Annotated in this window: 9 protein-coding genes; 5 read left to right on the forward strand and 4 right to left on the reverse strand. The window is 71.4% G+C overall.

The features are described 5' to 3' along the window. Positions 1 to 3 precede the first annotated feature (3 nt). Positions 4 to 1,071, reverse strand: coding sequence for an ATP-dependent DNA ligase (locus tag ACH4NX_RS18545; RefSeq protein WP_398128062.1), 1,068 nt, complete (start codon positions 1,069 to 1,071; stop codon positions 4 to 6). 253 nt (positions 1,072 to 1,324) lie between these two features. Between ACH4NX_RS18545 and ACH4NX_RS18550 the strand changes: the two genes are divergently transcribed. Together ACH4NX_RS18550 and ligD are read left to right on the forward strand one after the other, a co-directional pair. After that, the gene (locus tag ACH4NX_RS18550; protein ID WP_398128063.1) at positions 1,325 to 3,061 is read left to right on the forward strand and encodes a TlrC/CarA/OleB/SrmB family ABC-F type ribosomal protection protein; all 1,737 of its coding nucleotides are present in this window, start codon (positions 1,325 to 1,327) and stop codon (positions 3,059 to 3,061) included. A gap of 116 nt (positions 3,062 to 3,177) precedes the next feature. After that, entirely contained in the window at positions 3,178 to 4,200 is a 1,023-nt protein-coding gene (ligD, locus tag ACH4NX_RS18555; RefSeq protein ID WP_398128064.1) for a non-homologous end-joining DNA ligase, read from the forward strand. 4 nt (positions 4,201 to 4,204) lie between these two features. On the opposite strand, the gene ACH4NX_RS18560 is transcribed toward ligD, so the two are convergent. Next, positions 4,205 to 6,394: an OmpL47-type beta-barrel domain-containing protein gene (locus ACH4NX_RS18560; RefSeq protein ID WP_398128065.1), complete on the reverse strand. Its 2,190-nt coding sequence runs from the start codon at positions 6,392 to 6,394 to the stop codon at positions 4,205 to 4,207. Between the two features lie 14 nt (positions 6,395 to 6,408). Further along, positions 6,409 to 8,889 (reverse strand): ThuA domain-containing protein, encoded by a 2,481-nt coding sequence (locus ACH4NX_RS18565; protein WP_398128066.1) that lies wholly within the window; start codon positions 8,887 to 8,889, stop codon positions 6,409 to 6,411. 209 nt (positions 8,890 to 9,098) lie between these two features. Here ACH4NX_RS18565 and ACH4NX_RS18570 point away from each other — a divergent pair, with 209 nt between their 5' ends. The 3 genes from ACH4NX_RS18570 (at position 9,099) to ACH4NX_RS18580 (ending at position 11,056) form a co-directional block, all read left to right on the forward strand. Further along, positions 9,099 to 10,118, forward strand: coding sequence for a multicopper oxidase domain-containing protein (locus ACH4NX_RS18570; protein ID WP_351395562.1), 1,020 nt, complete (start codon positions 9,099 to 9,101; stop codon positions 10,116 to 10,118). Positions 10,119 to 10,391: 273 nt separating this feature from the next. Then, positions 10,392 to 10,637: a WhiB family transcriptional regulator gene (locus ACH4NX_RS18575; protein ID WP_351395559.1), complete on the forward strand. Its 246-nt coding sequence runs from the start codon at positions 10,392 to 10,394 to the stop codon at positions 10,635 to 10,637. 239 nt (positions 10,638 to 10,876) lie between these two features. Continuing rightward, on the forward strand, positions 10,877 to 11,056 hold the full coding sequence (locus ACH4NX_RS18580; protein WP_398128067.1) for a hypothetical protein: 180 nt from the start codon (positions 10,877 to 10,879) through the stop codon (positions 11,054 to 11,056). A 111-nt stretch (positions 11,057 to 11,167) separates the two neighbouring features. Here the strand turns inward: ACH4NX_RS18580 and ACH4NX_RS18585 are convergent, their stop codons facing one another. Next, complete coding sequence (locus tag ACH4NX_RS18585) at positions 11,168 to 12,142, reverse strand: acyl-ACP desaturase (RefSeq protein ID WP_279560452.1); 975 nt, start codon at positions 12,140 to 12,142, stop codon at positions 11,168 to 11,170. Between the last annotated feature and the right edge of the window lie 16 nt (positions 12,143 to 12,158).

Below are 12,158 nucleotides of genomic sequence, written 5' to 3' on the forward strand. Positions count from 1 at the left end.
CCCTCAGGGGCCGCCGAGGATCTCCGCCAGGTCGTAGCGGACCGGCTCCTCCAGCTGGGCGTAGGTGCAGCTCTCCGGTGTCCGGTCCGGGCGCCAACGGCGGAAGCGGGCCGTGTGCCGGAAGCGCGCCCCGTTCTCCATGTGGTCGTACGCCACCTCGACGACCCGCTCCGGCCTGAGCGGCACCCAGGACAGGTCCTTCTTGCCCGACCAGCGGCTCGGGGCGCCGGGCAGCCGGGACGACTCGTGCGCCGACTGTTCGGCCCAGGCGGCCCACGGATGGCCCCGGACGTCGTCCATGCGCAGCGGTTCCAGCTCCTCGACCAGCTCGGCGCGCCGCTTCATGGTGAAGGCGGCGCTCACCCCCACGTGCTGGAGGACGCCCCGGTGGTCGTAGAGGCCGAGCAGGAGGGAGCCGACCACGGGACCGCTCTTGTGGAGGCGGTACCCGGCGACCACCACGTCCGCCGTGCGCTCGTGCTTGATCTTGTACATGGCCCGCTCGTCCTGGCGGTACCGAAGGTCGAGCGGCTTGGCGACGACGCCGTCGAGACCCGCCCCCTCGTACTGCTCGAACCACCGCCGGGCCACCTCGATGTCGTCCGTCGCCGGTGCCACGTGCACCGGTGCGGTGACCCCGGACAGGGCTGTCACGAGAGCCGCCCGACGGTCGGCGAGCGGCACGCCGAGCAGCGACTCGTCGCCCAGCGCCAGCAGGTCGAAGGCCACGAACGAGGCCGGTGTCCGCTCGGCCAGCGTCCGCACCCGGGAGGCCGCCGGATGGATCCGCTCGGTGAGCGCGTCGAAGTCCAGGTGCCCCTCCCGCGCGATCACGATCTCCCCGTCCACCACGCACCGCTCGGGCAACCGCTCCCGCACCGCCTCCACCAGTTCGGGGAAGTACCTGGTCAACGGCTTTCCCGTACGGCTGCCGAGCTCGACCTCGGCGCCGTCGCGGAACACGATCGCCCGGAACCCGTCCCACTTGGCCTCGTAGTGCATGCCCGGCGGGATCTTCGCCACGGACTTGGCGAGCATCGGCTTCACGGGCGGCATGACGGGCAGATCCATGGTCCGACTGTATGAGCGGCCCGTGGTCCCTGCCTGTTAGGCTTGCCTGGTGACCAGGTTCTACTACTACATCTGATTCCGCCCCGGGAGACCGGGCGCCGATGCCGCCGCGCGTACGCGGTGTGATTCCGGCTGCCCCTCAGGGTCCCCGGGTCGGCCATCTCGCCGATTCCCGCGCCGCCTCGCCGCGCGTCGACGACCCGTGTCTCCGTATCGGCCACCTGTCCACGCCTTCCGATATGGCGGATCACGCATGTCCCAGCCCACTCCTGGCACCTCCACCTCCACCTGCCCTTCCACCCCGTCTCCGTCCGCGTCCGCGTCCCACTGCGAATCCTCCTCCGGGCCCGGGGCCGGCTCGGGTGCCTTCCAGGTCGTCCTGGACGACGTCGTCCGCGCGCCGGGAGGCCGGCCGCTGCTGGACGGCGTGCACCAGTCGGTGGCGCTCGGCGAGCGCATCGGCGTCATCGGTGAGAACGGCACGGGCAAGTCGACCCTGCTGCGCCTGCTGGCGGGCCTGGACCGGCCGGACGCGGGCCGGATCCGCCTCCACGCCCCGGGCGGCGCCGGATACCTGCCGCAGACCCCCGGCCTTCCCCCAAAGGACACCGTCCAGGACGCCGTCGACCACGCCCTGGCCGACCTGCGCGCCCTGGAACGCGCCCTGCGCCGGGCCGAACAGGCGCTGGCGGAGGCCGGCCCCGGCGAACTCGACGGCCCGCTCGCCTCGTACGGGGAACTGCTGGAGGCGTTCGAGGCCCGGGAGGGCTACGCGGCCGACGCCCGCGTCGAGGCCGCCATGCACGGACTGGGCCTTGGGCGCATCGCGCCCGACCGGCGGCTGGGCAGCCTCTCCGGCGGTGAGCAGGCCCGCCTCAGCCTGGCCTGTCTGCTGGCGTCCGCACCGCAGTTGCTGCTGCTCGACGAGCCGACCAACCACCTCGACGTCCCGGCCGTGGAGTGGCTGGAGGAACACCTGCGCTCCCACCGCGGCAGCGTGCTGGCCGTCTCCCACGACCGCGTCTTCCTGGAACGCGTCGCCACCGCCCTGTGGGAGGTGGACGGCGAACGCCGCACCGTCCACCGGCACGGCGGCGGCTACGCGGGATACCTCCGGGCGAAGGAGGGCGCCCGGCGCCGCTGGGAGCAGGAGTACGCCGACTGGCAGCGGGAGCTGGCCGAGCAGCGTGCCCTGGCCCGCCGCGCCGCCGGCACCATGGCCGCCGGACCCCGGCGCGCGTCCAACGCCGACCGCGACAACCAGCGCCACCAGCGCAGCGTGGAGAGGCAGATCTCCGCGCGCGTCCGGCAGGCGAAGGAGCGGGTACGGCGCATGGAGGAGAACCCGGTGCCGCGGCCCCCGGAGCCCCTGCGCTTCGGCGCCCGGGTCGCGGGCGGCGGGAGAGGCCACGACGGGCCCCTCGCCGACCTGCACCGGGTCGCCGTCGGCGACCGGCTCGACGTCCCCGGCTTCACCGTCGCACCCGGTGAGCGCGTCCTGGTCACCGGGGCGAACGGCGCCGGCAAGAGCACCCTGCTGCGGGTCCTCGCCGGCGACCTGCGCCCCGACCGGGGCACGTGCGCGCGACCGGACCGGATCGGCTGGCTGCCCCAGGAGACCGCGATCACCGACCCGCGGCGCACGCTGCTGGCGGCCTTCGCCGCCGGACTGCCGGGTGCCCACGAGGAGCACCGCGGTGCGCTGCTGGGCTTCGGCCTGTTCCGGCCGTCCGATCTGACGACCGCGGTCGGTGACCTGTCCACCGGGCAACTGCGCCGGCTGGCCCTGGCCCGCCTGCTGCGCGACCCGGTGGATCTGCTACTGCTGGACGAGCCGACGAACCACCTCTCGCCCGCGCTGGTGGAGGACTTCGAGGAGGCCCTGCACCACTACCGGGGCGCCCTGGTGATGGTCTCGCACGACCGCATGGTCGCCCGGCGGTTCACCGGCCGCCGCGTCCGGATGAGCAACGGAGGCCTGGCCGGGTAGGGACGGCGATCCGGCCGTGGCGATGTGGGGCGGGGGAGCGTCCCCGCCCCCCGGGGCGCCCGGGCGGGCCGGCCTCTGATGTGCGAGGTCCACGCGGTGCGCCTACCGTGGCTCGCATGGCGGACGCGGTGGAACTGGAAGCGGGCGGACGGACCGTGCGGCTGTCCAGCCCCGGCAAGGTCTTCTTCCCGGAGCCCGGCTACACCAAGCTCGACGTGGCCCGGTACTACCAGGCCGTCGCCCCCGGAATCCTGCGCGCCCTGCGCGAGCGGCCCACCACCCTGCAGCGCTACCCGGACGGCGTCACCGGCGAGTGGTTCTACCAGAAGCGCGCGCCCAAGGGCATGCCCGACTGGATCCCCACCGCGCACATCACCTTCCCCAGCGGACGCAGCGCCGACGAGATGTGCCCCACCGAGGAGGCGGCGGTCCTGTGGGCCGCGCAGTACGGCACCCTCACCTTCCACCCCTGGCCGGTGCGGAGCGACGACGTCGACCACCCCGACGAACTGCGCATCGACCTCGACCCGCAGCCCGGCACCGACTACGACGACGCCGCCCGCGCCGCCCACGAACTGCGCGCCGTGCTGGAGGAGTTCGGCGGGCTGCACGGCTGGCCCAAGACCTCCGGCGGACGCGGACTGCACGTCTTCGTGCCGATCGAACCACGCTGGACCTTCACCCAGGTCAGACGCGCCGCCATCGCCGTGGGCCGCGAGATGGAACGGCGGATGCCCGAGCAGGTCACCATCAAGTGGTGGAAGGAGGAGCGCGGCCAGCGCATCTTCATCGACTACAACCAGACCTCCCGGGACCGCACCATCGCCTCCGCCTACTCCGTACGCCCCCGCCCGCACGCCCCCGTCTCCGCGCCGCTGCGCTGGGACGAGGTGGGCGTCGCGCACCCCCGGGACTTCGACATCACGTCCATGCCCGCGCGCTTCGCCGAACTCGGCGACGTGCACGCGGGCATGGACGACGAGGCCTACTCCCTCGACGCCCTGCTGGAACTGGCGACGAAGGACGAGCACGACCACGGGCTCGGTGATCTGCCGTACCCGCCCGAGTATCCGAAGATGCCGGGAGAACCCAGCCGGGTACAGCCGAGCCGCGCGAAGAAGCCGCGGCCCCGGGGCTAGCGGACTACAACTCCTTGATCCTCACGTCGCGGTACGAGACCACGTCCGTCGTGCCGTGGACCTGGAGTCCGACGTAACCGGAGGCGAACCGCCGCCCGTCCGTGCCCGGGTCGTCCGAGCGCGGCGGGGTGAAGTCCTGGCCGCCGGTGTTGTCGAACTCGTTGATCAGCACGCCGTTGCGGTAGACGGAGTAGTGCTGGTCGACCACGCGGATCTCGTAGTCGTTCCAGGTGCCCTTCTCCGTCACACCGGCCCCGGCGAGACCCACCCGGTCGAAGCCGTAGACCGAGCCGGTCTTGTACATGTCGCCGGACGGGCTGTCGAACACCTGCACCTCGTGCCCGTACTTGATGGCGACCCACTCCGGCCGGGACTCCTCCGGATGGTCGTGGACCTGCGGGAAGCGCACGAAGACACCGCCGTTGGTGTTCGCGGCGTCCGCGGCGTCGTCCCGCCACTGGAGCTTCAGCGAGAAGTCCCCGTACTTGCGCTCGGGGAACCACAGCATGCCCATGCCCGGTGTGGTGGTGCTGGAGGTGATCGACCCGTCCGGGTTCAGCCCGAACGACCCGCCGCCCACCTGCTGCCATTTGGCGAAGGAGTCCGCCGTGCCGTCGAGGATCGTGCGGTAGCCCTCGGTCTGGCCGGGCGTGCCGATCTTCGACTGGCGCGCGGCCTTGTTGACCGCCCGGTACTCCCGCCGGTCGACGACGCCCTCGTCCAGCAGCGCGTCCATGACCTCCCGGACGTGCTTGAGGAACAGTGCCTGGGACGTCCACTCCTTCTCGTCCTCGATCATCTCGTTGATCCGGCACCGGTTGTTCGTGACCCGGTTCGGCACGCCCGTGTCGACCGTGCCGACGATCACCGTCTCCCGCTCGTCGTACTCCGGGCAGGGCGGCGCGGGCACCTGGCCCGACACCACCGTGAAGCTCACGGTCACCGGCTCGGCGGTGTTGCCCGCCTCGTCGCTCGCCCGGTAGGCGACGGTGTGCCGGCCCACCCGGTCGACGACCACGGGCGCGGTGTACGCCAGGTAGGGCCCGGCGTCGAGCGAGTACTCCACGCCGGCCACACCGGAACCGCCCCCGTCCGTGGCGCTGACGGTCACCTTCGCGCTGCCGACGTACGCGCCGTCGGAGTCCTTGGTGCCCTCCACGGTCGCGCCGGTCACCGGCGGCGTGGTGTCCTCGGGGGGAGCGGCGACGACGGTGAAGGCGACGCTCTTCTTCGCGGCGACGTTGCCCGCCTTGTCGGTGGCGCGGTAGCGCACGGTGTGCTCACCGACCTCGTGCACCATGACCGGCGAGGTGTACGCCTGCCAGGCGCCGTCGCCGACCGCGTACTCGATGGTGTTGACCCCGGAACCGGTGTCGGAGGCGGTGACGGTCACCGTCGCCATGTCGATGTACGCGCCGTCCGGGTTCTTCTCGCCGCCGACCGTCGCCGAGGTCTCCGGCGCGGTCGTGTCGTCGGTGTCCGGGGCGGCCACGGTGAACGTGACGCTCTTCTCGGCGGCCGCGTTGCCCGCCTTGTCGAACGCCCGGTAGCGCACCGTGTGCTCGCCGACCTGGTCGACGACGACCGGCGTGGTGTACGGCTGCCAGGCACCGTCGGCGCCGATCGCGTACTCGATCCGCTCGACGCCGGAGCCGCCCTCGTCGGTGGCGCCGAGCGTCACGCTCGCGGAGCCGACGTAGGCGCCGTCGGCGTTCTGCGTGCCGCCGACGTCCGCCGACGTCGCGGGCGCGGTGGTGTCCTCGCCCCCGCCGCCCTCGGTCACCACGAGGACGCCCTTCATCTCCCCGTGGCCCTGGATCGTGCAGTGGTACAGGTAGCGGCCGGGGGAGAGGGTGACCTCGGCGGTGTGCCGGCCGCCCTGGTCGTCGCCCGGGTTGGCCAGGATGTTCAGCTGGACGTCCTGGTTGTACTCGGGATCGCTGGTCGTGAACGTCAGCGTGTGCGGCATGCCGGTGGTGTTGCCGGTCGCCTCACTGTTCTCGAAGACGATCGTGGCCGGACCGGCCACCGCCGTCTCGGGCGCCGACGTGTACTTGTCGATGTCGTTGCCGGCCGTCCAGGTGAGGACCTGGTCGGCGGCGACGGTCTCGCTTTCCGCCCGGGGCTGCCCGGACGCGGACGTCGCCTGCAGCCCGAGCATCATCAGCAGGCCGGCCAACAGGGCCGCCCACATTCTTCGCCCGCGTATCACTGGGACCCCCTCGCCAGCTGCCCGGCGGCCGGCGTCGGCCCGCCGCCCTCGTAGGTGACCCGCCACAGGGCCGACTTGGAGTCCGAGGTGAAGAAGCCGCGGCCGTAGTCCAGGACGTACAGCGCGCCGTCCGGGCCGAACTTCCAGCCCATCAGGTTCCTGATGCCGTCGTTGCCGATCGGCACGATCTTCTTCAGCGACTCCGAGTGCACCGGCAGACCGCCGTCACCCTGCGTCCTCGGGTCCATCAGCACCGCGTTGCGCGGCTGGTCGGCGTCGTAGAAGTCACCGACGAACCACTTGCCGTCCCAGTACGCCGGCCACTTGGTCTCGCTGGCGTTCTCGGCGTCGTAACGGTAGACCGGGCCGTTCATCGCGGCCTGGCCGCCGCCCTTGAGCCAGGGCAGCTGGTAGGTGGCCTCGTCCTGCTCGTACGACGGGATCCCGTTCTCGTCGCGCGGGAAGTCGGGACCGCCGCCCTGCGGTGAGTACCAGATGTTGTTGCCGGTCACCGGCGGCAGGTTGACCAGGCCGTCGTTGTTCGGCGACTCGTTCTTCGGGGCGTCGCAGTCGTACCAGCCCAGCGGCTTCGACGGGTCCGGCAGGTTCCGGTCCCGGTAGGGCTGCTTGTTGCCCATGCAGTAGGGCCAGCCCCGGTTGCCCGCCTCGGTGATCGCGGCGAACGTGTCGTACTTCGCCGGGCCCCACGTCGGCGACGGAGAACCGGCGTCCGGGCCGACCCAGCCCGCGTAGAGGGTGTCGGTCTTCTTGTCGACGGAGATGCGTGCCGGGTTGCGCACGCCCATCACGTAGATCTCGCCGCGCGTCTTGCCACCGCCCTCGGCGGTCTCCTCGCCGGTGAAGAGGTTGCCCTCGGGGAGCGTGTAGGTCCCGTCCGGCTCCGGGTGGATGCGCAGGATCTTGCCGTTGAGGTTGTTGGTGTTGCCGGCGGTGCGGCGCGCGTCGGCGAAGGACACGCCCTTGAAGTTGGGCTCCGGGTTGTTGCCCGAGTAACCGTCGCTGAATCCGCTGGAGTTGTTGTCACCGGTCGCGATGTACAGGTTGCCCTTGGAGTCCCAGGCCAGCCCGCCGCCCGCGTGGCAGCAGCTGTGGATCTGCACCGGCCACTTCAGCAGCACCTTCTCGCTGCCCAGGTCCAGCTTGTTGGTCTCCTGGTCGAGCGTGAAGCGGGAGACCCGCCGCTCGGCCATGTGGGTGTCGCGGTTGATCTCGGAGTGGGGTGTGTAGTGCAGGTACACCCAGCCGTTCTCCGCGAACCCCGGGTCCAGCTCGATGCCGAGCAGGCCCTCCTCGACCTTGACCAGTTCCTCGCCGCCCCCCTTGTTGCCGAAGACGGTCAGCTCACCGGCGAGCGTGACCTTGTCGGTTTCCGGGTCCCAGACGTGGATCTCGCCCTGGCCCTTGCCGATGTCCGGGTCGTTCCAGTCGGTCACCACGGGCTGGGAGGAGTCCGCGCCGCCGCGGCCGATGTAGAACACGCGGCCGTCGGGCGCGGTGACCAGGCCGTGGGGTTCGCCGATCTGGTCGTTCTGGCCGGGCTGGTTGGGATCGGTGAGCCGCTCGGCCTGGTAGTTGCCGTTGATGGTCGCCTTGCAGTCGGCCTGCGCAAGCCGCGTCGTCCACATCAGGGCGCCACGCAGATGGGCGCGGAAGTCGGTCTCGTCGTAGGACGACACCGTCCCGCCCATGCCGGTGTAGAAGGACCGGCCGCCGTCGTAGTCCCGGCACCAGCTGACCGGGTGGTCCCAGCCGTTGGCGCTCGCCCCGGGCTGGTACGTCGACTCGCGCACCCGGGCCACGGTGTGCACGTCGCCGGACGGGTTCTCCACCCAGTTCATCCACTGGTCGGGCCGCTTCCACTGCACCGGCAGGTCCTTGGTGGCCGGATGGCGCCGGTCACCCACCTCGACGGTGGCCCGCTGGACCGTGTCCGGGCTGGAGGCGGCCGGGCGGGCCCCGACCAGACCCGTGAACCAGTCCGAGTACGGTTCGGCGCGGGCCGCGTCGTGGATGCCGACGAACCCGCCGCCGGCCTCCATGTACGTCTCCAGGCCCGCTTCCTGCGCCGGTGTCAGGACGTCGCCGCCGCCGGTCAGGAACACGACCGCGTTGAAGCGGCCGAGCCTCTTCTCATTGGTGAAGACCGAGGCGTTGTCCGTGGCCTCGACGCTGAAACGCTCCTTCTCCGGGCCGGACAGCCCGATCCTCTCGATGGCAGCGATCCCGGCGTTCACGACCGGGGACTCGTCCCCGGCCGCGGCGGACCCGTAGAAGATCAGCACCCGTACGTTGGCGCCGCCAGGCGGCGACTTGATCGACATCGTTGTCAGGGCTGGATCCGGCGCCGGACGGGCGCTGGCGGCGGGGCCGGACAGCAGTCCGGCGGCGACGAATCCGGCGGTCGCGAACGCCGCCCAGCCCTTTCTTCTTCTCGCGCTCAACCCTCGTAAGTGCATGGGCACCTCCTCGGTCACGGCAGCAGCGCCAAGGAAGTTAGACCTCTTTGCGTGGTTCGCCAATAGGTATGACCAGGATCGAACGAACTTTGTCCTGAGTGTGGATAAACGAGGCGGCAACCGGTACCGTCCCACAGGTTCATCACAGCCAATCAGGCCACCTATTGGCTACGTCTCCGCAAGTTCCGTACCGACGTGGGGAGTTCGACGTGGACAGGCGAGGCTTCAACCGACGTGTCCTGCTGGGCGGCGCGGCCGTCGCGACATCGTTGTCCATCGCTCCGGAGGTCGCCGGCGCGGCCGGTGCCGCCGATGCCGCCAAGGGAGTCAGCGCGAAGACGGCACCGGCCGGGGGCGAGGTGAGACACATCAAGATGTACGCCGAGAAGCTGCCCGACGGTCAGATGGGCTACGGCCTCGAGAAGGGCAAGGCGTCCATCCCCGGCCCGCTGATCGAACTCAACGAGGGCGACACGCTGCACATCGAGTTCGAGAACACGATGGACGTGCGGGCGAGTCTGCACGTCCACGGCCTGGACTACGAGATCTCCAGCGACGGCACGGCGATGAACAAGAGCGACGTCGAGCCCGGCGGCACCCGCACCTACACCTGGCGCACCCACAAGCCCGGCCGCCGGGCGGACGGCACCTGGCGGGCGGGCAGCGCGGGCTACTGGCACTACCACGACCACGTCGTCGGCACGGAACACGGCACCGGCGGCATCCGCAAGGGCCTGTACGGCCCGGTGATCGTGCGCCGCAAGGGCGACGTGCTGCCGGACGCCACGCACACGATCGTCTTCAACGACATGCTCATCAACAACCGGGCGCCTCACACCGGGCCCGACTTCGAGGCCACGGTGGGTGATCGCGTCGAGATCGTGATGATCACGCACGGCGAGTACTACCACACCTTCCACATGCACGGTCACCGCTGGGCGGACAACCGCACGGGCATGCTCACCGGACCCGACGACCCGAGCCAGGTCATCGACAACAAGATCACCGGGCCGGCGGACTCCTTCGGTTTCCAGATCATCGCGGGGGAGGGGGTGGGCGCCGGGGCGTGGATGTACCACTGCCACGTGCAGAGCCACTCCGACATGGGGATGGTGGGCCTGTTCCTGGTGAAGAAGCCGGACGGCACGATCCCCGGCTACGACCCGCACGAGCACGCGCACGGGCAGCAGTCCGCGACCGGGGAGGAGGCTCCCGCCCACCAACACTGAGGGGTCCCCGCGCGCGGACGCCTCGCGGGTGCCGCGCCGGCGCGGGCGACGGGTGCCCCACGAGGTGGCCGTGGCCGGCTTCGACGGCATGCTGCCCGTCGCCGGGCAGACCGGCCCGCCGCCGGCCACCGTCCGCCGGACATCGAGGAGCTTCCGCGCGCCGCCGTGCGCTGCCGTGCCCGGCGGGGGACCATCGGGTCGGCCGGGGGCCCGTCCGCGGGGCGTTGATCCCGCGTTGATCGAACGTTTTCCGCGGTCCGGCACGCTCTGGACATGCACATCGAAACGATCCAGACGCCCGACCTCGCCTGGCAGCAGGAGGCGTTGTGCGCACAGACCGGGGGAGACTTCTTCTTCCCCGAGCCCGGCAGCTCCGTACGGGACGCCAAGCGGATCTGCGCCCTCTGCCCGATCCGCTCGGCCTGCCTGGAGTACGCGCTGAGCAACGACGAGCGCTTCGGCGTCTGGGGCGGACTGTCGGAGAAGGAACGAGTGGCGCTGCGGCGCGTGTCGCGCTGACGCCGGCCCCGCCGCCGCGCACCGTGCCGACCGGGCCGTTTGATTCGCTGTGCCGCGCCGGCCCCGGCAGACAGAGTCCTCGCGTGTCGCCAACCGTCGCCCAGCACGTGGCCGAAGGCCTGCCGCACGCCCTCGATGCGCGCGCCCGGGAGTCGGTCTCGCTGCGGGCATGCCCTGCGTGTCGCCCGGCAGCCTGGGCGTGCCGGACGCGGAGTTCGAGGCGCCGAGGCCGTGGGGCGGTGGTACTGGCCGGGCACGGCGGTCACGCCGAGATGCTGCCGGCCGTCGCCGTCACCGGCGCGCTCGGTGGCCGCGAGGAGTGGCCCGCGCCCTGGCGCGAGCTCCCGCGGACCCCGCGCCGCCACCCGGTCCCGGACGTGCGCGACGCGGCGCTGGAGGAGACCACGGCCCACGAGTGACGGCGAGCCGGAAGCGACGGCGCCCCGGAGCGAGGGCGGCTCCGCAGTGACGGCGGCCAGTGACGGCGGCCTACGGGTGACAGCGGCGTGCCCCGCGGGGCACGCCCCGGGTCAGCCCGCCGCCCGGGCGGCCATCCGCGCCTTGCGCGCCGCCAGCTTCTCGTCGAACTTGGCAGCCTCGGCGTCCAGTCCGCCCATGTACAGCCCCAGCTCCTCCTGGGCCGCCTGCCCCTCGGGGCCGAGGCCGTCGATCTCCATGATCTTCAGGTAGCGCAGCACGGGCTGGATCACGTCGTCGTGGTGGATGCGCAGGTTGTAGACCTCGCCGATCGCCATCTGGGCGGCGGCCCGCTCGAAGCCGGGCATGCCGTGACCGGGCATCCGGAAGTGCACGACCACGTCCCGCACGGCCTGCATCGTCAGGTCGGGCGCGAGCTCGAAGGCCGCCTTGAGCAGGTTGCGGTAGAAGACCATGTGCAGGTTCTCGTCGGTCGCGATGCGGGCCAGCATGCGGTCGCAGACCGGGTCGCCGGACTGGTGGCCCGTGTTGCGGTGCGAGACGCGGGTGGCCAGTTCCTGGAAGGCGACGTAGGCCACCGAGTGGAGCATCGAGTGCCGGTTGTCCGACTCGAAGCCCTCACTCATGTGGGCCATGCGGAACTCCTCCAGCTTGTCCGGGTCGACCGCGCGCGAGGCGAGCAGGTAGTCGCGCATGACGATGCCGTGCCGGCCCTCCTCCGCGGTCCAGCGGTGCACCCAGGTGCCCCAGGCGCCGTCCCGGCCGAAGAGGCTCGCGATCTCGTGGTGGTAGCTGGGGAGGTTGTCCTCCGTCAGCAGGTTCACCACCAGGGCGATCCGGCCGATCTCGGTGACCTTGGACTGGTCCTTCGCCCAGGCCTCGCCGTCCTCGAAGACGCCCGGGAAGTTCCGGCCGTCGCTCCACGGCACGTACTCGTGCGGCATCCAGTCCTTGGCGACCTTCAGATGCCGGTTGAGTTCGGTCTCGACCACTTCCTCCAGCGCGTACAGCAGCCGGGCGTCGGTCCATTCGGCGGAATTGCCGAGGTGAGGGGAGACGATCGTCACGGAGAACTCCAGGGGA

The sequence above is a fragment of the Streptomyces sp. NPDC017225 genome (assembly GCF_044331465.1).
In the GTDB taxonomy this organism is placed as follows: domain Bacteria; phylum Actinomycetota; class Actinomycetes; order Streptomycetales; family Streptomycetaceae; genus Streptomyces.

What these genes read in the sequence shown, in the direction of transcription:
- ACH4NX_RS18545 (WP_398128062.1), bottom strand. Translation starts at nt 1,071, where the DNA reads ATGGATCTGCCCGTCATGCCGCCCGTGAAGCCGATGCTCGCCAAGTCC.
- ACH4NX_RS18550 (WP_398128063.1), top strand. Translation starts at nt 1,325, where the DNA reads ATGTCCCAGCCCACTCCTGGCACCTCCACCTCCACCTGCCCTTCCACC.
- ligD (WP_398128064.1), top strand. Translation starts at nt 3,178, where the DNA reads ATGGCGGACGCGGTGGAACTGGAAGCGGGCGGACGGACCGTGCGGCTG.
- ACH4NX_RS18560 (WP_398128065.1), bottom strand. Translation starts at nt 6,394, where the DNA reads ATGTGGGCGGCCCTGTTGGCCGGCCTGCTGATGATGCTCGGGCTGCAG.
- ACH4NX_RS18565 (WP_398128066.1), bottom strand. Translation starts at nt 8,889, where the DNA reads ATGCACTTACGAGGGTTGAGCGCGAGAAGAAGAAAGGGCTGGGCGGCG.
- ACH4NX_RS18575 (WP_351395559.1), top strand. Translation starts at nt 10,392, where the DNA reads ATGCACATCGAAACGATCCAGACGCCCGACCTCGCCTGGCAGCAGGAG.